The organism is Enterobacter sp. D2 (genome assembly GCF_034427575.1).
Lineage (GTDB): Bacteria > Pseudomonadota > Gammaproteobacteria > Enterobacterales > Enterobacteriaceae > Enterobacter > Enterobacter cloacae_M.
The window spans coordinates 222187-245041 of the sequence record NZ_JAXQPP010000002.1; the positions used below are offsets into that span (position 1 = coordinate 222187).

General features: G+C 56.6%; 15 protein-coding genes and 2 tRNA genes. 6 read left to right on the forward strand and 11 right to left on the reverse strand.

Features of this window, described 5'->3' with window-relative positions:
* Positions 1 to 53 precede the first annotated feature (53 nt).
* Entirely contained in the window at positions 54 to 809 is a 756-nt protein-coding gene (gene xni / locus SPG90_RS13240) for a flap endonuclease Xni (protein ID WP_248162743.1), read from the forward strand.
* A 107-nt stretch (positions 810 to 916) separates the two neighbouring features.
* Here xni and rlmM read toward each other — a convergent pair whose 3' ends face one another.
* The 4 genes from rlmM to SPG90_RS13260 form a co-directional block, all read right to left on the reverse strand.
* Positions 917 to 2017 (reverse strand): 23S rRNA (cytidine(2498)-2'-O)-methyltransferase RlmM, encoded by a 1101-nt coding sequence (gene rlmM, locus SPG90_RS13245; protein ID WP_322408185.1) that lies wholly within the window; start codon positions 2015 to 2017, stop codon positions 917 to 919.
* A complete protein-coding gene (locus tag SPG90_RS13250; protein WP_023309031.1) occupies positions 2010 to 2405 on the reverse strand; it encodes a DUF423 domain-containing protein in 396 nt (131 codons plus the stop codon). Before SPG90_RS13250 ends, rlmM begins: the two co-directional genes overlap by 8 nt.
* A gap of 39 nt (positions 2406 to 2444) precedes the next feature.
* Positions 2445 to 3362 (reverse strand): glycine cleavage system transcriptional regulator GcvA, encoded by a 918-nt coding sequence (gcvA, locus tag SPG90_RS13255; RefSeq protein WP_023309032.1) that lies wholly within the window; start codon positions 3360 to 3362, stop codon positions 2445 to 2447.
* 349 nt (positions 3363 to 3711) lie between these two features.
* Positions 3712 to 3939: a YgdI/YgdR family lipoprotein gene (locus tag SPG90_RS13260; protein ID WP_008499648.1), complete on the reverse strand. Its 228-nt coding sequence runs from the start codon at positions 3937 to 3939 to the stop codon at positions 3712 to 3714.
* A 192-nt stretch (positions 3940 to 4131) separates the two neighbouring features.
* Between SPG90_RS13260 and csdA the strand changes: the two genes are divergently transcribed.
* Both csdA and csdE read left to right on the forward strand, forming a co-directional pair.
* Positions 4132 to 5337, forward strand: a complete 1206-nt coding sequence (gene csdA, locus SPG90_RS13265; protein ID WP_126303061.1) for a cysteine desulfurase CsdA — start codon at positions 4132 to 4134, stop codon at positions 5335 to 5337.
* The gene (gene csdE / locus SPG90_RS13270; RefSeq protein WP_115876194.1) at positions 5337 to 5783 is read left to right on the forward strand and encodes a cysteine desulfurase sulfur acceptor subunit CsdE; all 447 of its coding nucleotides are present in this window, start codon (positions 5337 to 5339) and stop codon (positions 5781 to 5783) included. Before csdA ends, csdE begins: the two co-directional genes overlap by 1 nt.
* Here csdE and tcdA read toward each other — a convergent pair.
* Together tcdA and mltA are read right to left on the reverse strand one after the other, a co-directional pair.
* Positions 5774 to 6580 carry a tRNA cyclic N6-threonylcarbamoyladenosine(37) synthase TcdA gene (gene tcdA / locus SPG90_RS13275; protein WP_008499651.1) on the reverse strand — a complete coding sequence of 269 codons (807 nt, stop codon included), beginning with the start codon at positions 6578 to 6580 and terminating at the stop codon, positions 5774 to 5776. The two genes, csdE and tcdA, sit on opposite strands and share 10 nt — an antisense overlap.
* A 75-nt stretch (positions 6581 to 6655) precedes the next feature.
* The gene (gene mltA, locus SPG90_RS13280) at positions 6656 to 7753 is read right to left on the reverse strand and encodes a murein transglycosylase A (RefSeq protein ID WP_322408186.1); all 1098 of its coding nucleotides are present in this window, start codon (positions 7751 to 7753) and stop codon (positions 6656 to 6658) included.
* 208 nt (positions 7754 to 7961) lie between these two features.
* Here mltA and SPG90_RS13285 point away from each other — a divergent pair.
* Positions 7962 to 8038 (forward strand) — tRNA-Met (locus SPG90_RS13285).
* Between the two features lie 44 nt (positions 8039 to 8082).
* Positions 8083 to 8159 (forward strand) — tRNA-Met (locus SPG90_RS13290).
* A gap of 88 nt (positions 8160 to 8247) precedes the next feature.
* Here SPG90_RS13290 and amiC read toward each other — a convergent pair.
* Positions 8248 to 9501, reverse strand: coding sequence for an N-acetylmuramoyl-L-alanine amidase AmiC (gene amiC / locus SPG90_RS13295; RefSeq protein ID WP_029740496.1), 1254 nt, complete (start codon positions 9499 to 9501; stop codon positions 8248 to 8250).
* Between the two features lie 227 nt (positions 9502 to 9728).
* On the opposite strand from amiC, the gene argA reads away from it, so the two are divergent.
* On the forward strand, positions 9729 to 11060 hold the full coding sequence (gene argA / locus SPG90_RS13300) for an amino-acid N-acetyltransferase (RefSeq protein ID WP_023309037.1): 1332 nt from the start codon (positions 9729 to 9731) through the stop codon (positions 11058 to 11060).
* A 54-nt stretch (positions 11061 to 11114) separates the two neighbouring features.
* On the opposite strand, the gene recD is transcribed toward argA, so the two are convergent.
* From recD to recC, 4 genes are all read right to left on the reverse strand, one after another.
* The gene (gene recD / locus SPG90_RS13305; RefSeq protein ID WP_126303062.1) at positions 11115 to 12935 is read right to left on the reverse strand and encodes an exodeoxyribonuclease V subunit alpha; all 1821 of its coding nucleotides are present in this window, start codon (positions 12933 to 12935) and stop codon (positions 11115 to 11117) included.
* A complete protein-coding gene (gene recB, locus SPG90_RS13310; protein ID WP_126303063.1) occupies positions 12932 to 16474 on the reverse strand; it encodes an exodeoxyribonuclease V subunit beta in 3543 nt (1180 codons plus the stop codon). Before recB ends, recD begins: the two co-directional genes overlap by 4 nt.
* Positions 16471 to 19338 (reverse strand): pitrilysin, encoded by a 2868-nt coding sequence (gene ptrA, locus SPG90_RS13315; protein ID WP_045404597.1) that lies wholly within the window; start codon positions 19336 to 19338, stop codon positions 16471 to 16473. The genes recB and ptrA overlap by 4 nt, the downstream gene beginning before the upstream one ends.
* A 140-nt stretch (positions 19339 to 19478) precedes the next feature.
* Positions 19479 to 22853: an exodeoxyribonuclease V subunit gamma gene (recC, locus tag SPG90_RS13320; protein WP_126303064.1), complete on the reverse strand. Its 3375-nt coding sequence runs from the start codon at positions 22851 to 22853 to the stop codon at positions 19479 to 19481.
* Between the last annotated feature and the right edge of the window lie 2 nt (positions 22854 to 22855).

Genomic DNA, 22855 nt, shown 5'->3' on the forward strand with positions numbered 1-22855 from the left:
TCACGCTGCTGACAGTGTTACCCTTTACGCATGAGATAGAAGGGAGATTATCTGTGGTCGTTCATTTACTTATCGTCGATGCTCTTAACCTGATCCGCCGTATCCATGCGGTACAGGGGACGCCTTGTAAAGACACCTGTCTGCACGCGCTGGAACAGCTTATCCGCCACAGTGAGCCCACCCATGCGGTCGCGGTATTTGATGACGAAGCCCGCAACACGGGCTGGCGACACCAGCGTCTACCTGACTACAAAGCCGGACGCGCCCCGATGCCGGACGATCTTCACGCTGAGTTGCCCATGCTGCGCGCTGCATTTGAACAGCGTGGCGTTCCATGCTGGGGTGCACAGGGAAATGAAGCCGACGATCTCGCGGCCACCCTGGCCGTAAAGGTGGCAAGCGCCGGGCATCAGGCCACTATCGTTTCAACTGACAAAGGCTACTGCCAGCTGCTCTCCCCGACTATCCGCATTCGCGACTATTTTCAAAAACGCTGGCTGGACGCGCCGTTTATTGCCAGCGAGTTCGGCGTCTCGCCTGAGCAACTGCCGGATTACTGGGGGCTGGCAGGCATCAGCAGCTCTAAGGTTCCGGGTGTCGCCGGTATTGGGCCGAAGAGCGCCGCGCAGCTGCTGACCGATTTTCAGAGTCTGGAAGGGATTTACGCCCGTCTGGATGAGGTACCGGAAAAGTGGCGCAAGAAGCTGGAGGCGCATAAAGAGACGGCGTTTATCTGCCGGGAAATCGCAACGCTACAGACGGATTTACAGCTGGACGGGAATTTACAGCAGCTGCGGTTAGAACGTTAATATCCCCTCCCCCTAACCCTCTCCCCATGGGGGAGAGGGAATTTCTCGGTGCGGTCTTTTCCTCCTCGCCCCTTTGGGAGAGGGCCGGGGTGAGGGCAATCAGCGGACTATCGCTCGTCGCGACGTCCGCCAACCGCAGCCCACCAGCGACGAATATGCACCGTCACCTCTTCACGGTCGTGATACAGCTGACGCGCCTGGATCTCCACGTTAATACCGTGTTCGTCCATCTGTTCTTGAATGTACGCCAGGTTCTGCGACACTTCTTCATAGCGCTTTTTCATCGGCAGCTTGAGGTTAAAAATGGTCTCACGGCACCAGCCATTCACCAGCCAGGAGGCCATCAGCGCGGTGACTTTTGCCGGTTTCTCAACCATATCGCACACCATCCACGAGATGTTGTTACGGTTCGGGCGATAGCGGAATCCGTCTTCACGCAGCCATGTGACCTGCCCCGTGTCCATCAGGCTTTGCGCCATTGGGCCGTTATCAACGGACGATACCCACATATTGCGTTTCACCAGCTGATAGGTCCAGCCGCCCGGGCACGCGCCAAGGTCGACGGCGTACATGCCGTTTGCCAGACGCTCATCCCACTCATCTGCCGGGATAAAAACGTGGAACGCCTCTTCCAGCTTAAGCGTGGAACGGCTTGGCGCATCGGACGGGAAGCGCAAACGCGGAATACCCATAAAGAAGGGAGAGTTGTTGGTGGTGTACGAATAGCCTGTATAACAGCAGCCCGGTGCGATAAAGAAGATATGCACCACCGGACGCTTCGGCGTTTCGTAGTTCGTCAGCACGCCCGCATCACGCAGCGCCGCACGCAGCGGCACGGTGAACTTACGGCAGAACTTCATCAGCTCTTTACTTTCGTTGGTATCCGCCACTTCAACGCGCAGATCGCCGCCCTTCTCCACCACGCCCTGCAGCATGCCGACAATAGGCGTGATGCGGTCTTCCGGCGGAAGATCCTTCAGCAGCTCACCCGCGACAAACATCTGGCGAGCAAAGATCAGCGAGCTGAACGGCAGCTCGCGCGCCAGCTTGTCCGCGTCTTCAGGCTGATAGCACTCGAATACCACATAGCCCGCGTTTTCTTTTACACGGGCAAAGCCGAAGACTTCGCGCTTCGCCGCTTTATCGGTAATTTCCGCGGCGCACTCTTTCTCAAACCCCGGGCGACAATATAAAACAACCTTATTCATGAACAACGCCCTTGCGTTTCAGACGGATAGCTCCGATAAACATTAATACCCAACCCGCCAGGAAGCTGAAGCCGCCGACAGGTGTAACAAACGCCCACAGGCGCAAATGTGAGAGCGCAAGGCAGTACAGGCTACCGCTGAACAACACGGTACCCAGCGCCATAAACACGCTGCTCCAGTAAAACCAGATACTGATACGACGCTGCATCGCCACCGCCAGCCCAAAAATAGCCAGCGTGTGGAACGCCTGATATTCAAGGCCGGTCTGGATCCAGCCCATCTCTACTGCGCCCAAAGACTTGCTTAATACATGTGCGCCAAAGGCGCCCAGTGCAACAAAAATAAAGCCACTCACCGCGGCAAAAATCAGCATGAATCGGCTGGTCATGTTTAAGTCCTGAGTTAATGCGTGCCCGGCACACAAACGTTATTGCTCATACCTGAAGCGGAATTTTTCTTGCTCGGTTGCCGCTTTCGCCAGTATCCACTGCCGGAAGGCGGCTATTTTACCCAGTTCTGCCTGACTGTCATGACAAACCAGATAAAACGCATTCTTGCTGACCAGTACATCATTAAAAGGGCAAACCAGGCGGCCTGCCTCAATTTCGGACTGCGCCATGACGTTGTTCGCCAACGCCACGCCCTGCCCGTGAATGGCAGCCTGTAACACCATCGCACTGTGGCTAAAAATGGGCCCCTGCTGCACGTTAATATGTGTAAGACCTAATTGACGGGTATAAGTTTGCCAGTCGCGGCGAGAGGCATCATGCAAAAGCGTATGCTGAGCCAGATCAGCGGGTGACTTCAGCGCCTTCTCACCCGTTAACAGCAGAGGAGAACAGACCGGCAGGAGATATTCTGCGTATAATTTTTCAACGCGCAAGCCCGGCCAGTTACCGCGACCATAAAAAATGGCGACATCTACGTCATCGGCCAGCTTGTCCTCCTGACGATCTACCGCCTGGATTCGAACGTCGATCCCCGGATAAGCTGAGTTAAAGCTTGAGAGCCTTGGCACCAGCCAATGAATGGCAAAACTGGGCAATAAACTGACGGTCAGAGCACCTTTTGCACTCCGAGCCTGCAGCTTACGCGTGGCTTCCGTAAGCTGGGAAAAAATCTCTTTAATATCCTGAAAATAGCTCTGCCCCTCTTCGGTCAACAGCAACGAACGGTTGCGTCGACGAAACAGCTTAAGGCCCAGAAAATCCTCCAGAGACTTGATTTGGTGACTTACTGCGGCCTGTGTCACAAAAAGCTCATCTGCCGCGCGGGTGAAGCTCAGGTGACGTGCTGCTGCATCAAAAACACGTAATGCATTAAGGGGTGGCAATCGCTTTGACATGGTTATCTGGCTTAGATGTTAACGGGTTTTAACAAACAGGAAACAACGTTTAACCTATTAGTTTTTTTTATCTGAGCCATTATAATTTGTCCGTTGAGGAACTACCAGCAAATACCTATAGTGGCGGCACTTCCTGAGCCGGAACGAAGAGCTTTTTTCGGAATGCGTGTTCTGAAGGGCTTTTGGCTTACGGTTGTGATGTTGTGTTGTTGTGTTTGCAATTGGTCTGCGATTCAGACCACGGTAGCAACGCTACCAATTTTTCACTTCCTGTACATTTACCCTGTCTGTCCATAGTGATTAATGTAGCACCGCCAATTTGCGGTGCTTTTTTTTCGCCTGCGATCTGTTAATGCTCGATCTCTTTCATCTCTTTCACGTCCGTGCGGTTGATCTGCTGCTTGTTCCCGTTAGCATCTTTGTACGAAATCATCCCGGTATCATTATCGGTAGTCGGTTTCCCTTCCGAAACGATAGAACGACCATCGTTGGTGTGCATCACGTAGTTGTTACCAGAACACGCGCTCAGGGCAAAAGTAAACGCACAGGCAGAAATGATTGCAGCTGTCTTATTCATGATTATTCTCCTTTAGCAATTAATGCTATTCAAACCTCGATTTATAACAGGCTAAAACATCCGCCTAACACTATTTAGCATAACCTGCTTTTTTGAAGTCGTAAGGATAAGCAGACAATTCTGATAGATATCAACCTCCTTGCCCTGCCGCTGAAATTGCGCGACGATCGCTATATTGAAATGAGGAATCCCATGAACGCTTTCAGTCCTGCGCAGTTCCGCGCACAGTTTCCGGCCCTGGCCGATGCCGGTATTTACCTGGATAGCGCCGCCACCGCCCTTAAGCCACAGGCGGTGATTGAGGCCACGCAGCAGTTCTACAGCCTGAGCGCCGGGAACGTGCATCGCAGCCAGTTTGCCGAAGCCCAGCGATTAACCGCGCGCTACGAAGCCGCACGCGATCAGATCGCGCGCCTGATCAATGCCGAAAGCGGGAAAAACATCGTCTGGACGCGCGGCACCACCGAAGCCATCAATATGGTGGCCCAGTGCTACGCGCGCCCGCTGCTTCAGCCGGGCGATGAGATCGTCGTCAGCGAGGCGGAACATCACGCCAACCTTGTGCCATGGCTGATGGTGGCCGAGCAAACGGGTGCGCGCGTGGTGAAACTCCCACTGGGTGCAGACCTTCTGCCCGACGTGGCCCGTCTCCCCGAACTGATTACCCCTCGCAGCCGCATTCTGGCGCTCGGACAGATGTCGAACGTCACGGGAGGTTGCCCGGACCTGGCTCAGGCTATTCGCATTGCCCATGCAAGCGGGATGGTGGTGATGGTCGACGGCGCTCAGGGCGTGGTGCACTTCCCCGCTGATGTGCAGGCGCTTGATATCGATTTCTATGCCTTCTCAGGGCATAAGCTCTACGGGCCAACCGGTATTGGAGCGTTGTACGGCAAGCCTGAACTGCTGGCAAAAATGACGCCGTGGCTGGGTGGCGGCAAAATGATCACCGAAGTGTCGTTCTATGGCTTCAAAACTCAGGATGTTCCCTATCGCCTGGAGGCCGGTACGCCGAACGTGGCGGGTGTGATTGGCTTAAGCGCGGCGCTGGAGTGGCTGGCAGAAACAGACATCGTTCAGGCTGAAAGCTGGAGCCGGGGGCTGGCGACGCTGGCAGAGGAAGAACTCAAAAAGCGCCCGGGTTTCCGCTCGTTCCGCGTTCAGGATTCAAGCCTGCTCGCCTTTGATTTTGCGGGCGTACATCACAGCGACATGGTGACGCTGCTGGCCGGGTACGGCATTGCCCTGCGTGCCGGACAGCACTGCGCCCAGCCGCTGCTGGCGGCGCTTGGCGTTAACGGTACGCTGCGCGCCTCGTTTGCGCCGTATAATACCCAAAGCGATGTCGACGCGCTGGTTGCCGCAGTTGACCGCGCCCTTGAAATACTGGTGGATTAATGACTAGCGCTGCTTTAGCCGGACATCCGTTTGGCACCGTCATCACAGAAGAGACCTTAAAACAGACCTTCGCCCCGCTCCAGCAGTGGGAAGATAAATATCGACAGCTGATCCTGCTGGGTAAACAGCTCCCTGCCCTTTCAGACGATCTCAAGGCGCAGGCGAAAGAGATTGCGGGCTGTGAGAACCGAGTCTGGCTGGGCGTGAGCGTCTCCGGCGAAAAGCTGCACTTCTTCGGCGACAGCGAAGGCCGGATTGTCCGGGGCCTGCTGGCCGTATTGTTGACCGCTGTTGAAGGAAAAAGCGCGGCGGAACTGCTGGCGCATTCGCCGCTGGCATTATTTGATGAGCTGGGACTGCGCGCGCAGCTCAGCGCCTCGCGCGGTCAGGGGCTGATCGCGCTAAGCGAAGCCGTGCAGGACGCCGCACGCCAGGCTCAGGCCTGACGCTCCGCTTTCGCCATCATCTTCTTCAGGGCGTGTGACACCGCCACAAAGCCAAAGGAAGCGGTCACCATCGTGGCCGCGCCAAAGCCTGAGGCACAATCCATCCTCTTTGGCCCTTCCGCCGTGCTTTTCATCGCGCACACGGAGCCGTCCGCCTGCGGGTAGACCAGCGCTTCGGTCGAGAACACGCAGTCAACGCCCAGCTTGCCTTTGCTGTTCTTCACCACGTTAAAGTCGCTCTTCAGGCGCTCACGCAGCTTAGCCGCCAGCGGATCCTGAATGGTTTTCGCCAGATCGGCTACCTGGATCTGCGTCGGATCGATTTGCCCGCCCGCGCCGCCCGTCGTCACCAGGGGAACCTTGTAACGACGACAGTAGGCGATCAGCGCCGCTTTTGGCCGCACGCTGTCGATGGCGTCAATCACATAGCTGTAGCCTTTGCTCATGTATTCGGCGACGTTATCGGCCGTCACAAAGTCGTCGATTACCGTCACGCGGCACTCCGGGTTGATCAAACGGATACGCTCCGCCATCACCTCGGATTTTGCCAGGCCGACGCTATCACGCAGCGCATGGATTTGACGGTTAGTGTTGGTGACGCAAACGTCATCCATGTCAATCAGGGTAATTGCGCCAATACCGGTTCTCGCCAGCGCTTCTGCCGCCCACGACCCCACACCACCAATGCCCACGACGCAGACGTGCGCATCCGCAAACAGCTGCAGGGCTTTTTCACCATATAAACGTGCCGTCCCGCCAAAACGCTGGCGCCAGGCGTCGCTGATTACCACAGACATAAGACCTCAGATGTAAAAAGGGTGAGGTTTTCCTCACCCTGAACAGTAATCCGTATTGCGCTCAGAATACCACAATCAGCCGCTGAATACGTTTCCAGCACCCGGCGCCGCCTTCAGTACCCACACGCGTCCGTAGTGGTTATACCAGCCCGCGCGATGGCCTGCGTCAGGGCCAATACCCTGATAGATGTCGAAGTGCTGTCCTTTAATTGCTCCGCCGACGTCCAGCGCCACCATCAGACGCAGCTCATACTGACCGTTGAACTTGCCGTTATTGTCCAGCAGAGGGACTTCAGCCAGCAGCGTGGTGCCTACAGGAATAATCGAACGATCCGATGCTACCGACGCGCGGCCAATCAGCGGAACCGCGCTGGCCCCTTTCACCGGCGCGAAGTTTTGCGGTTTGAAGAAGACGAACGACGGGTTCTGCTCCAGCAGCTCGCGCACCTCGGCTTCGCTGTGTTTCTCGCCCCACTCGCGGATCGCCTGCATCGACATATCTTCTTTCTTCACTTCGCCGCGGTCGATCAGCACCTTACCGATACTGCGATAGGCGTGGCCGTTTTTACCGGAATAGCTGAAGAAGTTAAGCGGCGACCCGTCGCCAAAATCAATGTAGCCGCTGCCCTGAACGTCCATAATGAAGTTATCCATCAGGGAGTTGCTGTAGGCCAGAACGTAGTTTTCGCTTAGCGCACCGGCGTAGATCTCAGCGCGAGACGGCAGACGACCGCGTTTTGGCGGCATACGGTAGATAGGGTACTGGAACTCGCCCTGACGCGAGTGCCGTGCCTGGATAACCGGGGTGTAGTAGCCGGTAAACTGGACGTTGCCGTAGTTATCGGCCCCTTCCATCTGCCAGGCGTCGATACCAAACTGGCGCATGTTGCGCGTATCGCCGCCTGCTTTCAGCCAGTCCTGGACCGCGTTATACACGCTACTCTGGGTACCATACAGACGCGGCGACGCGTTGCGGATCTGGTAGACCTGCTCGGAGAAATCACCGGCATTAATCGGTGCGCCGACGGCATCAGGCTGATTAACTAAAGAGAAAGGCTGGGATAACTTCCCGTCTTTATACTGTTGACCGCGATCGGTCGGTTTGGAAGAACAGGCCGCAAGAATCGCTACCATTGCGCCCGCCATCAGATACTTCGCCCAACGTCCTTTCATTATATCTCGTCTTTAAGTTGCCCATTTCCGCGTGATGAAGATAACAAACCGCCAGGGCTAATGAAATGCGATCGCATGCCCTTTGGCAAATTTTGCGCAAAAAATAGTCCAAACAGAGCCATGTCGTTCAATTTGCATACAAAATCATGATTTATGTGAAAAAGGGGTTGCATCACAAACCTATCCGAGTATAGTGCGCATCCACGGACGCGGGGTGGAGCAGCCTGGTAGCTCGTCGGGCTCATAACCCGAAGGTCGTCGGTTCAAATCCGGCCCCCGCAACCAATTAAAATTTGATGAAGTATCTTCTACGACTGTAGAAAGACGGACGCGGGGTGGAGCAGCCTGGTAGCTCGTCGGGCTCATAACCCGAAGGTCGTCGGTTCAAATCCGGCCCCCGCAACCAACACTTCTGAAAACAATAAACACCCTCAAGGGTGTTTTTTTGTATCTGTCGTTTGTGAATTTGCCGGGCGTTTACCCGGCTGAAAGCGTTATCCGCGCCGCGCCAGCGTCGCCCCGTCAGAGAAATACGCCCGTATCCCCGCCAGAATCGACTCCGCAACCTCCTGCTGGAATTTTGCCGTCTTGAGCTTACGCTCCTCTTCGACGTTACTGATAAACGCGGTTTCTACCAGAATGGACGGGATATCCGGTGCTTTGAGTACCGCAAACCCGGCCTGTTCAACGCTGTTTTTATGCAGCTTATTGATGTTGCCCAGCTTGCCCAGCACCGCTTTACCAAACTTCAGGCTGTCGTTAATGGTCAGGGACTGCACCATGTCGAACATGGTGTGATCGACGTAGCGGTCGCCGCTTTTGCTCACGCCGCCAATCAGGTCAGAGGCGTTCTGGGAGTCCGCCAGGAATCTTGCTGCGGTACTGGTCGCGCCTTTGGTCGAGAGCGCAAACACCGACGAGCCGCTTGGCTGGCGGCTGGTAAAGGCATCCGCATGGATCGACACGAACAAATCGGCGCGCTGCTTCTGCGCTTTCGCCACCCGGACCTTCAGCGGAATAAAGATATCTTCATTGCGCGTCATATAGGCGCGCATATTACCTTCTTTATCAATCAACGCCTTCAGGCGGCGGGCAATTTGCAGCACAACGTCTTTTTCACGCGTGCGGTATTTCCCCACCGCGCCGGAGTCTTCACCGCCGTGTCCGGGATCGAGCATGATCACAATCGGACGATCGCGCCCTGCTTTCCCCGGCTGCGGACCGCTTTGCGCAGGTGGAACCTGACGCTGCAAGTCGCCCTTGTTGTAATCCTCCAGCAGGGCAAGAAGCGGATCCTGAATATCCGTTGCGTTGGCCGGGTAGAGATCCATCACCAGGCGCTCTTTAAACGTCGCGACGGGCGCCAGGGCGAACAGTTGCGGCTTAACGTTCTGTTTAAGCTCAAACACCATGCGCACGGTTTGTGGATCAAACTGCCCGACGCGAGCCGATTTAATAAACGGATCGTCACCGCGGATCTGCGCCGCCATCCCTTTCAGCACGGAGTTGAGGTTAACGCCTTCGAGATCCACCACCACGCGTTCCGGGTTGCTGAGGGCAAATTGCTTATATTTCAGCACGCGATTGGATTCGACCGTCACGCGCGTATAGGTCGACGACGGCCAGACGCGCACCGCCACCACCTGACTGGTGGCGGCAAGACCGACCTGACTGACGCTAAGCAACCACATTGCCCCGGCCCCTTTTAACAAACGGCGGCGGCTTATTGCTGAATTGGATCCCGACATGCTTCTCCCGAGCAAGAACACTGACTGATATACAAAATGTCCAGATTGACCGAAAACTTTAACGAATGACGCATAAACTGTCATCTATAAAAGGGTAAACAATCATACGCTAACGCACGGATTACTTACCAATTTCTGTAGGTCGCGGAAAATTTGCGCTTGCACACGCGACCACAATCGAATAAAAATACAGAAATTACGAATAAACATTCATTAAGGGTTGTGCCATGGTGAAGGAACGTAGAACCGAACTGGTCCAGGGATTCCGCCATTCTGTTCCCTATATCAACGCCCATCGGGGAAAAACGTTTGTCATCATGCTTGGCGGCGAAGCCATTGAGCATGAAAATTTTTCCAGCATCGTCAATGACATTGGCCTGCTGCACAGCCTCGGGATCCGCCTGGTGGTGGTGTATGGCGCGCGTCCGCAGATCGACGCCAACCTGGCCGCTCACCACCACGAGCCGATTTACCACAAACACACCCGCGTCACCGATGCCAAAACCCTGGAGCTGGTGAAACAGGCGGCGGGTCTGCTGCAGCTGGATATTACCGCGCGTCTCTCCATGAGCCTGAACAATACGCCGCTGCAGGGGGCGCATATCAACGTCGTGAGCGGCAACTTTATCATTGCCCAGCCGCTCGGCGTGGACGATGGCGTGGATTACTGCCACAGCGGCCGTATCCGTCGTATTGATGAGGAAGCTATTCACCGCCAGCTGGACAGCGGCGCCATCGTGCTGATGGGCCCGGTCGCCGTTTCCGTGACCGGCGAAAGCTTTAACCTGACGTCCGAAGAGATCGCCACGCAGCTGGCAATCAAGCTGAAGGCGGAAAAAATGATTGGGTTCTGCTCCTCCCAGGGCGTCGTGGACGCTGAAGGAACAATCGTACCGGAACTCTTCCCGAATGAAGCCCAGGCCCGCGTGGAAGCGCTGGAAGCCGAAGGTGATTACCACTCCGGCACCGTCCGCTTCCTGCGTGGCGCCGTGAAGGCCTGCCGCAGCGGCGTGCGCCGCAGCCACCTGATCAGCTATCAGGAAGACGGGGCCCTGCTCCAGGAGCTATTCTCCCGCGACGGTATTGGTACGCAGATTGTGATGGAGAGTGCGGAGCAGATCCGCCGCGCCACCATCAATGACATCGGCGGCATTCTGGAGCTGATCCGCCCGCTGGAACAGCAGGGTATTCTGGTGCGTCGCTCACGCGAACAGCTGGAGATGGAGATCGACAAATTCACCATTATTCAGCGCGATAACCTGACCATTGCCTGCGCCGCGCTCTATCCGTTCCCGGAAGAGAAGATCGGTGAAATGGCCTGCGTGGCGGTGCATCCTGATTACCGTAGCTCTTCACGCGGCGAAATGCTGCTTGAACGCGTGGCGGCACAGGCGCGCCAGATGGGGCTAAGCAAGCTGTTCGTCCTGACGACGCGCAGCATTCACTGGTTCCAGGAGCGCGGATTCACACCGGTGGATATCGATTCTCTGCCGGAAACGAAGAAAGAGATGTACAACTATCAGCGTCGTTCAAAGGTGCTGATGGCTGACCTGGGATAATACAACGCTTGCCGGGTAGCGCTGCGCGTACCCGGCCTGGATGTCTGGCGTTGTTCAGAGTGACTCAAATATCGCGCCCAGCCCGCTTCGGCGTTCCGTTCGGGTGGCGATCGCCTGCACCAGCACCCGTTCATCGGTATAGAGCGACAGGCGCTGACGCGCGCGCGTAATGGCGGTATAGATCAGCTCGCGGGTAACGACGGGTGAAAGCTGCGTGGGCAGGATCAGCGCCGCATGGTTAAACTCGGAGCCCTGGGATTTATGCACCGTCATCGCCCAGGCGGTTTCATGCTCGGGTAAACGGCTGGGCTGGAAGGACTTCACGCTCCCGTCCGGCATCTGGAACCAGACGCGCAGGCCCTGACCGCAGTCGAGCGCAATCCCGATATCCCCATTAAACAACCCCAGCGCGCTGTCGTTGCGGGAGATCATCACCGGTCGCCCTTCATACCAGCGCGAGTGCGGGGTACGGTTAATTTTGCATTTTTGCGCCAGCAGCTGTTCCAGCCTGTCGTTAAGACCCCGGACGCCAAAGGGACCTTCCCTCAGCGCACAGAGCAGCTGATACTCGCCAAACGCGGCAATGACCTGCTCCGGCGTACTTTGCTGTTGTACGCCCGTCAGAAAGTGCTGGTACCCCTGCAGGGCGTCGTCCAGCATCGCCTGATACTCTTCCCCGCTTTGCAGCGATTTTTTCTCAATATCCGTAAAGGTACCGTCAAACACCGCAGTGGTGGTGCGCCGGTCGCCCCGGTTCACCGCTGCCGCAAGCTGGCCGATGCCGGAGTCGCTGCCGAAACGGTAGCTTTTTTGCAGCAGACACAGGCTGTCGCGCAGCGCCCCTGCCAGCGAATGGTTTTCAGAGGTGAGCGAACATCCGGTGAGACGGGCTAACTCCTGCGCGCGTTCAGCGGTATATCCCAGGCTGGCATAGGTGCAGATATCCCCCAATACGGCTCCCGCCTCAACGGAGGCAAGCTGGTCGCGATCGCCGAGGAAAATGACACGCGCGTGCGGCGGTAGCGCATCGATCAAACGCGACATCATAGTCAGGTCAATCATCGACGCTTCATCCACCACCAGCACGTCAAGGTGCAATGGATTACCGGCATGATAGCGCAGACGCTGGCTACCCGGCTGTGCGCCAAGCAAACGGTGCAGCGTGCTGGCTTCATTGGGGAAAAGCGCAAGCTGCTCCCCGGTTAGCGGCAGCTTTTGCAGCGCGCCGCCTAACGACTCCGTCAGACGCGCCGCCGCTTTACCGGTGGGAGCCGCCAGGCGAATACGGCACTTTTGCTCACCCGAGAGCTGAATCAGCGCGGCAAGCAGTTTTGCCACAGTGGTCGTTTTCCCGGTGCCCGGGCCGCCAGAAATCACCGAGATCCGTCGCGTTAAGGCCACGGCTGCCGCCACTTTCTGCCAGTCTGTCGCGTCGTCAGCGGTAAACAGCGTATCCAGCGTTTGCCGGAGCTTTACTTCATCGCAGGGAAGCGGGGCGTTGGTCTCGCTGAAGAAGCGCGCTACCGTCAGTTCGTTACGCCACAGCCGGTTAAGATACAAACGCTCGCCGACAAGGATCATTGGCGTCCCGGTATCGGCTCCGCTCACGGCAGGCGAACCGAGTAATATCTCCTGCCAGTCCACTGCGTCCCCCAGCAGCGCGAAACACGCCTGTAAAGCCGGAGGCATTTTCTCATCCACCGCCAGACGCGACAGCGGCAGACATACGTGCCCTTCCCCCGCGTCTTTACTCAGAATGGCGGCGGCAAGCATGACGGCAGGCTCCTCGCCTGCCACCATCATGGCGAACTGCACATCCAGGTGGCGCAGTAATTGTTGTTCAACCGCGTCCAGCAGTAGCGCCTGCATCGTCATGCCACCTCCTCCGTGCCTGCAGCAAACAGGTTATCCATTTTTTCAATCAGTTCCGCAGCCGGACGCGTGCTAAAGACGCCGGAATGCGGGTCGTTAGCATCCACTCCGCGCAGGAACAGGTAAATTACGCCGCCAAAATGCGCTTCGTAGCGGTAATCGGCCATGCGATGGCGCAGGTAACGGTGCAGCGCAAGGGTGTAAAGCTGGTACTGCAGATCGTAGCGATGCATTTGCATTGCCGAGGCCATCGCGTCCTGGGTGTAGGCTTCGCTGCTTTCACCCAGCCAGTTTGATTTGTAATCCAGCAGGTAGTAGCGCCCTTCGTGGCGGAAAACCAGGTCGATAAAGCCTTTGAGCATCCCCTGCACCTGGCGGAAGTTCAGCGGCGGACATCCGGCGGATAACGGATCGTACTCGCGGATCAGCGCATCAAGCGCCTCGGCCCTGAGCGGGCTGGCGATGGGGAGATAAAACTCCATCTCCACCTGCTTATCTTTGGCGGTCAACTGGTTCAGCGAGATCCCCTGCGTCGTGAGCGGCGCGTGCAGTACCGCGCGGATCCAGTCGGTGAGAACCGGCTGCCACTGTGCGTCGTAGCCGCCACTCTGTAACATCTTCAGCACCCACTCTTCCGATACCGGCTGGGTAAAATCCAGCTCTTCAAACAGGCTGTGCAAAAACGTGCCCGGCGAGGCGCCGCGCGGGAACTGGTGCGGCGTGAGCACCGGCTCAACAGGTACGCTACCGGCTCCTGCGGCATCCACGTCCAGTTTTGGCATCAGATCCTGCGCAATACTCTGCCCGTGCTGCTGCAAACCGGAGTAGCTGGTGACGCGCCAGTCGTCGGCAATGGTACGTGCAACCTGGCGGGCATGGAGCTCTGACTCACCCAGCTCCGGCATCTGCCAGCGGCTCTTGTCGGGCTGCGACGGAATATGCAGGGCAACATGCTCTGTGCAAAGAGATTCGATGCACTGGCGCAGGCCCGCCGCGTCTTTGGGTTCACCATGCTGAATAAGCCGCCCCAGCGCGCTCAGATGAAAATCGCTCTCCCCGGTCTTTTCGCCACGGCGACGGAACAGAGGCGCAATGCCCAGGCTGCAGTGCCAGACCGAACGGGTCAGCGCCACGTAAAGCAGGCGCAGGTCTTCCGCCAGACGCTCGGCTTCGGCCAGCTCAACGCTGGACTCCGCGTTGCTGAGATCGAGCACCGCCTCAAAAGATTCGCGATCGTGGTAAAAGGCCTGATCCTGCACGCGATAATTGGCGATAAACGGCAGCCAGACCAGCGGATATTCCAGGCCTTTCGACTTGTGAATGGTGACGATCTGCACCAGATGTTTATCACTCTCAAGGCGCATCTGCTGGCTGGACGAATTACTGTTCGGATCGGCAATCTGCTGCGCCAGCCAGCGCACGAGGGCGTGTTCGCTCTCCAGCTGCGTACCGGCTTCCTGCAGCAGTTCGCTGATATGTAAAATATCGGTCAAACGGCGCTCGCCGCCTGCTGTCGCCAGCATATTCTCGGCAATGTGGCGCTGTGCCATGAGCTCGCGCACCATCGCCATGACTCCACGCTTCTGCCACTTTTCGCGGTAGCGAACAAACTCTTCCACCACGGCATCCCACGCGGCTTCGTCATTGTTGAGCGCATCGATATCCCGCGCGTTCAGCCCGAGCATCGCGCTCGCCAGTGCGCTACGCAGCGTGCTTTCCCGCTCCGGAGCCAGCACGGCCTGCAGCAGCCATAGCATCTCCTGCGCTTCCAGCGTTTCAAAGACGCTGTCGCGGTTTGAGAGGTAGACGGAGGGGATATTTAGTAACGTCAGGGCGTCGCGGATGAGCGCGGCCTCCTGACGGCTGCGCACCAGCACCGTGATATCGGATGCCTTTACCGGAGTTGGTTTATCCCCCTTCCACAGCAGCGCTTTACCGTGCGCGCCCGCGCTGAGCCAGTCGCGGATTTGTGCGGCACAGTGCTGGGCCATGGCATTTTGATAGTCGGCAACGCCGCAGCCTTCCCCGTCCAGCAGCCAGAAGTTCATGGCAGGCTGCGTCTCGCCGTTGAACTCGAAGCGCAACGAGGCATTTTTCTCGGCGAATTTTACCGGCTGAAACGGGATCTCCCGGAACATAAACGCCGTATCCATGCGGCTGAAGAGCGCATTGACGCTTTCCACCATGCCGGGAGAGGAGCGCCAGTTAGTATCGAGAGTGTAGTGCGCGTCAACTTCGCTACGGGCTTTCATGTAAGTGAAAATATCCGCACCGCGGAAGGCGTAGATGGCCTGTTTCGGATCGCCGATTAACAACAGCGCGGTACCGGGCTGCTGGCGCCAGATACGGCGGAAAATGCGGTATTGTTGAGGGTCGGTATCCTGAAATTCGTCAATCATCGCCACCGGGAAGCGGGTCCGGATCGCGGCGGCAAGCGCTTCGCCATTTTCACTGCACAGCGCCGCATCGAGGCGGCTCAGCATGTCGTCAAACCCCAGCTCACCCCGGCGGCGTTTTTCACGCGCGACGGCTTCGCGAATTTCCGTCATGGCACGGGCGATCATCAGATCGTTGAGCGTTAAGGGCTCAGCCAGCAGGGTTTCAATCGCCACAAACAGGGGATGCTCAGGCACAATGCCGTCGGATTTGGTCCGCTCAACCAGGAAACGCCGGGAGAATTTCTCCAGCGCGTCCGGGAGCTGGTAGCCTCGCGTCTCCTCCTGCGCCCAGGCGCTGATCTTGTCGATCCATTTTCCCTGGTTGCCACGGTTAAACTTGCGTCGGTCAATCCCGGAATTTTCGATGATTGCGTCAATCTCGCCAACGGACTCCATCCATTTTTGCTTGATGTCGGCAATTTGCGCGATGATTTTTTCATGCCGTGAGGCCAGGGTTTCATCCGCTGGCGGCGGGGATTTGATGACCGGCGCTTCGCCCTGCAGGTAACGATCGATAGCGCGCAGCAGCGCCTCCGGGCCCTTCCACAGCGCATGTACCGCTTCGGCGATATCGCGCTCTAAAGGATAACAGTGGCGACGCCAGAAATCCGCGCACGCCTGATAGCGAAGAACGGATTCATCTTCAATGAGCTGCTGTTCGAACAGCATGCCGGACTCGAACGCATTCAGGCTCAGCATGCGCTGGCAAAAACCGTGAATAGTAAAGACGGACGCTTCGTCCATTTGCCGTTCAGCGAGCAGCAGCCACTGGGCGGCCTGTTGCTTATCGGCAATCTCTTCCAGAAGGCTCGCGTAGAGGGGGTTATCCGTGCTCTGACGCAGACAGGCGATGCGCAGCTCGTGGATATTGTTGCGAATACGACCCCGCAGCTCAGCGGTGGCAGCCTCGGTGAAGGTCACCACCAGCAGCTCTTCCACGCTCAAAGGGCGTGGATAAGCGGCGTTGCCGCCAAGCCCCAGCAGCAGACGCAGGTACAGAGCGGCAATGGTGAAGGTTTTTCCCGTTCCCGCTGAGGCTTCAATCAATCGTTCACCCTGCATAGGTAAACGTAAGGGATCAAGGGACTCAGCGGTATCGGTCATTCTTTCTTACTCCAGGGCATAGATTGCTGCAGCGCGCTGACGCTCTTCCAGACTTTCCAGCCTTTCGGGTTCACGTACTCCGTTTTCCCGTTCTGGCTACCGGAAACCTGGGACAGAATGGTCATACCCTGCGGCTTAATGACCGCCTGATGGAAGAAGTCGGCAACCTTCTGCGGCGTCAGCTGTTTTATCTCGGCCACTACTTTATCACGCGAATCAAATTTCAGATTACCGCGATCGAAATCTTTGCTCAGCTGCGAGGCTTCTTCACCCAGCGTCTGCGGCGGCTGCATCACCTGTGCGATGACGGCCTGCTGGATCTGCGCAAACTCTTCCGGCTTCATGGCGCGGAGTTTCGCTTCCACCTGCGGGAAGAAGGCCTGGTAACGCTTCCAGAGATACGCCGGCTGTTTATCGCTGCTTTGCAGCAGGAAACCCAGCCCCCACTGTCGGCCTACGTTCATGGAGAAGGCAAACACCGCGTAGCCAAGCTGCTCCTCAGTGCGTAACTGGTTGTAGAACCACGGCTGAATAATTTGCCCCAGCACGGCACTCTGCGCTGAGCTGGCGAATTCATCATAGCCCGTTGGCACAAATACCGCGGCCAGCGCGGAGTCCGTGCTGTTACCCGCCTTTTCAAAAATCACATTCTGTTTTTTCTCAACCAGCACGTCCTGGTTTCGGCACCACTCGTCGCCTTTCGAACCGAGCTGAGCGCGTACATTCTCTGCCAGGGTTTTGGCCTGATCCTCACTCATGTTGCCGACGATCAGGAACTCCGGGCGCGTGTTGGTTTTCAGCGCGTCACGGTAAGCCAGCACGTCTTTTAAGGTGATCGAAGGCAACAGCGCGCGGCGGTCCTCTCGCTGGAAATAAGGAACTTGCGACAGCATTTGCGCCGGCATAAGCGCCAGATCGTAAGCTTTGCCCTTCTCCGCAGAATCCATCATCTGCGCATACCACGATTTGGCCTGCTCAAGCTGCTCTTCCGTCGGCGTATAGCTGAAATAACCCTCCAGCAGTGCCTGGAACAGCTGAGGCAAACGCTGGGTATAGCCGTTTGCATTGAGCATCAAACCGTTGTTGGCGTTGGTGGAGAAGCTGATCCCACCCACGGCCGCCTGGTTGCTGAGCTGATCGAGCGCAATCCCGGCGAGATAGTCATTGAGCGCGAACATCACCTGATTTTTAGCGCTGTTCATCGCTTTCGGGTTACGCAGCACCACGCTGACATCGGCCTTTGGCTCGCTTGCGAAATAGCGGCTAGGGGTATACACCACGCGCAGGGTAGGCTCATCAACGATTAGCGCCGGGTGCGGGTAATCTTGAGTCGTTTTGGTCAGCGAGAAGTCATCCGGAATATAGGGGTTCAGCTCCGGCAGCTTCAACGCAATCTCCCCGGCCTTCTTCTGCCAGTCGGCGAAGGTCTGTGCGCTGATTTTGTCCACCTGATAAGGAGCATCGACAAAATACGCCGTCTTGTTATGCGGTTCGTTCGGGCTGATGTACCAGATGCGGGCATTCTCCGGCGTCATCATCGCCAGGCGGGCTTTCACCGCATCGGCATCATACCGGTCGGCAATATTGACCGCATCGAGGGTGTGTTCCACCGGCACGCGGATCATGGTATCCGCCAGCCACTCAACGTAATCCATGTCGCGGGTAATGGACGGATAGCGGAAATCGAGATCCAGCACGTGCGCGAGCTCATCAAAGTAGCGCTTATCGACGCCTTTCTCACGCAGTAAAGAGAGGTAGCTGAAGATCGCAGCCACCACTTCGTCACGGTTTGCCAGGCCCTTGTCGGTCAGGGTGGCGGAGATCGCCAGCACGCCGCTATTGCCGTTCACAACCGGATCGGAGTCGGCGCGAATACCTTCCACGAGCCCCTGTTTTTGCAGCCAGTCAGAAAGCGTACCCGGACTACGGTTACCTATCAGGTAGGTCACCAGCTCATCGGTTTTACTGCGAAACTTTGCGGTGTTGTTATCGATGCGGAATTCCACGCGCAGCACTTTGCGCGGCAGCGCAGGCACGTAGTGGATCACAATGCCCTTTTGCGCGTCCGTGACCACCGGTACGTCTATCTGCGGCAGGTCGATATTTTTATTCGGCACCCGACCAAACGTTTTAGCCGCCATGCCTGCCAGTTCTGGCAACGGTTTATTGCTGTAGATGACCGCTTTCATCAGGTTGGCGGAGTAGTATTTATCGCGAAACGCGTGCAGGGCATCAAGCACCGGGCTGTTCGGTTTGTCGCTTAACGTCTCCAGGTTACCGCCGGAGAAGCGCGAACCCGGGTGCGCAGGGTTGATGGTTTCGGCGCTGACCTGGGCCATGCGCATACCATCTCGCGTGCGGGCAAGGGTCAACTCAGCATTGACGGCATTGCGTTCACGGTCGGCATATTTTTTATCCAGCAGGGGGGCTGCGATGGAATCAGCAAGGCGGTCGACCGCGCCTTCCAGCGCATCATTTTCGACTTCAAGATAAAAGGCCGTGCGGTACGGTGCCGTACTGGCATTGTGGCTGCCGCCATGCATTTTCAAAAATTCGGACAGGCTATCTGGCTGCGGGTATTTTTTTGACCCCATCAGCGTCATATGTTCCAGATAGTGTGCAAGCCCAGGATGCGCGTCAGGATCTTCCAGCGATCCAACCGGCACCACTAATGCCGAGAGGGACTTCACCGCCTGCGGATCGGAAACCAGCAGCACGGTCATGCCGTTATCAAGACGAATAGCCTGATATTGACGAGTATCTTTTTCGCTTTTACGAATAGTTTCCTGAACGGGTTGCCAACCGGAGTCTGCCTGAGTGACAGGTACCCAGAGGGCGAAAAACAAAACAAACGCTTTAAACAAGGTGCTACCTCTTTATCACGGCTACATCATTAACACATTGCGTGCTGGACACGCCAACATCTCTTTATGGGGTACATCAGTCCGTGATAAGAAGTGCATCATAAATGAACCCCCCATGCTGCGCAATTTTTATACAGCGCTCAGGACTGATTAAATTTAAACAACGGCAGCAGGTAGCGCTGCGCCTCTTCCGTGATGGCCTCAAAGTACTCTGGCTCAAGCGTTCGCCATAAGCGCTGATACCAGACATCTTCACCTTCGCCCCGCACCATCATGTTACCTTCGTAGGCCTGCATAAATTTACTGCGCGCTTTCTGCAGTGACGCCTCATCCGTTAACATCGCATCATTCTGTGCGTCATAACAGGCTTTTATCCAGGCGCCGCCACTTTCCGGCAGTACCAGGAGCGGTTTGTTCATTCCCTGACGGTAGCCCTCAATGTACAAAGACAGATACCGTAACGCCTGCTCAGACTCCATCGGCGGGAAGCGCCATTCGCCCTCTTTGCGCACGAAAATCCGACTTTCACCTTTATGACCATCCGCACTGTAGACAAGATGTTCCAGCCAGAGTTGCAAACCCTGTGAAACGCTAAGCATAGAGGGCCGCCAGCGCAGCAGCCCGTCCGGCTGAACCTGGGTTAACCAGCCCGTGAGCTGTACACCATTGCAGTTGAGATCGATTTCAATGCTTTTTCCTGGCTGTCGGCACGCTCTTACGCGTTCTGCCAGGGCGGTCATCTCCTGACACTGCGCCTCCCACACAATTTCCCCGAACGCCCCATAGGGCAGCTGCCCTGCAGCACGGTAGCGGCGATAAAGTTTGTCAGCATCTTCCTCTTCAACCAGCGCATTCAACAGCTGCAGGTTTAACTGGTAGCGCTCCAGCCCTTCCAGCGTAAAGGGTTCTGCATCAGGAATTTCACTCTCTTCAGAACGGAAGTTGACCTGCAATCGCTGCTGGAAGAAAGCGCGCACCGGATGCGCCCAAAACCGCTGAAGCTGTTCGAAGGTCAGGGTATCGACAGGGCGCGGATCAAGTTCCTGTATGAAATCGGTATGCGCACTCCCCTCCTTTTTCGCTGCCGGTAACCACTCCTGCGCATAGCTCTGGCGCTCGCTGGGCGTGTAGTTCACCGGGTCAAATGGCATGCGGCTGTGGAAACAGGTGATATGAGATTTCACCCTCTTCTCGCTTTCATCGCAGTTGCGCTCTTCATCCCCCGGCAGATAGTGACTCTGGCCGATATAGTCCACCAGCTCCTGCACCAGAACGGAGGGAAAACGCTCGCTGTTGTCCTGAATGGAACGGCCGATATAGCTGATATATAGCTTACTCTGGGCGGAAATGAGCGCCTCAAGGAAGAGGTAGCGGTCATCATCGCGGCGGCTACGGTCGCCCCGCTTTGGATCTGCGCTCATCAAATCGAACCCCAGCGGCGCCAGCGCGCGCGGATAAACGCCGTCGTTCATGCCAAGTAAACAGACCACTTTAAACGGGATAGAACGCATTGGCATCAGGGTGCAAATATTGATGGGGCCTGCCAGGAAACGCTGGCTGATTCGCTCCTGGTCAAGCCGCTGCGTCAACTCATCCCTCAACAGCGACAGCGGAATGGCCTCCTGATAGTGGGAATTGACGCCTTCGTCGATGATCGCCTGCCACTGCGTTTCAATCAGTGCCATTGCCGCTTCGGTGTCACTGTCTGGCAGGAAAAAATCATTAAGCAATGCCCTGCAAACCGGAAGCCACGCTTCAAGCGGACGCGGCTGCATCAGCTCGTGTCGCCAGCGGTTAAGCTGCATCAGGAGTGACGCTAAATGCCCCACCAGTTCAGCAATTAACCCGCTGGACTCATCGTAAGGCAGCACCTCATTCCACTCGCCCTGACTGCTCTCCATGGCGTAGCCCAGCAGCATACGCGTCAGGCCAAAACGCCACGTGTGCTGCCCGGTTGGAGGAAGTTCGAACTCCTGAACGTTATCGTCATCGATCCCCCAGCGTACGCCAGATTCGTTCACCCACTGGCGAAGGTAGCGCAGCCCCTCTTCAGTGATGTTAAAGCGTGCAGCCAGCACGGGAACATCCAGTAACGCCAGGACATCTTCGGAGATAAAGCGGCTATCCGGCAGTGAAAGCAGAGTGATAAAGGCCTGCAGTGCCGGATGCGACTGGCGGGCACGACGGTCAGAGATAGCGTAAGGCAGATATCGCTCGCCCGTCGCACTGCCAAAAACGGCCTGAATGAAGGGACTGTAGCTGTCGATATCCGCCACCATCACCACAATATCGCGTGGCGTCAGTTCGGGATCGTCCTGCAGCATCGCCAGCAGCTGGTCGTGAAGCACTTCGACCTCACGCTGAGGGCTATGGCAAACGTGGATCGTGATGCTGCGATCGTCAGCATCCAGCTTGCGCTTGCTGTCGCTACGTTCGAATTCGTTCGCCGTCACGCCCATCACGGCACTGTTTTCCAGATCGAGGATATCCAGCTGAATATGATGCAGCAGGCTATCAGGGGCAATATCGACAAAGGCATCCACGTCGCCTTCGCCTGATGAAGTGATGTCTGAAAGCATGTGAATGTAGTCACGCCCCAGCTTCCCCCACGAGGCAAGCAGTGGATTGGGCAGGTTCTGGATACCGTCTTCATCAAAAAGTTGCCCGGCAGTCGAGCCGTCTTTAAACAGCGGGACGGAACGTTCTTCAAAAAGGCGCTTTCGTTGGCGAGTTACCAGCCGCGCAAGCCAACGTTCGTCGAGGATATCCCCCCAATACTGTCGGCAAGGGTTGGTGAACAAAATATGGATATCAATATGTTTACCCAGCGCGTTCAACGCCTTCAGATAAACAGGCGGTAAGGCGGATATCCCGCAGATAAAAACGCGTGACGGCAGTCGGGCCGGGCGCTCCGGGGCATTCTCGAGTATTGAGATAAACCGCTCGTACAGGTTGGCACGATGCCACTTAGGCTGCCCAAGTTTCTCCGTATGCTCTACCAGTGCTTTCCACAGAGGTGCCTGCCATATTTGCGCCTCCGGTAGCCCTTCAACCAGCTCGCCCGCTTCCCAACGAATTAACCAGTCAGAACGGTAAACAAGGTATTGGTCGTAGAGATCGGCGGTACGCGACGCCAGCTGGAACAGCTTGCGCTTATCGGTATCGTCATTGAGGTAGTGGCGCAGCATGGCGAATTCATCGTGCTGCAGCATTTCCGGCAGCAGCGCCATGAGCTTCCAGCTCATGCCTTGTTTGTTGAAGGCGCTCTGCTCCGGGATGTCCGGCAACACGCGCACAAACATCTCCCAGATAAAACTCGCGGGCAGCGGGAAATCAATATTTGCGGCTATGCCAAATTTACGGGAAAGCGACATTTGCAGCCACTGTGCCATACCGGTGCTCTGCACCAGCACCATTTCAGGCTCAAAAGGATCGTCAAGCCGCTCGCGCTCAACGATAAATTCCATCAGCGCTTCCAGCACATCCAGACGATTTGAGTGGTAGACCCTTAACATAG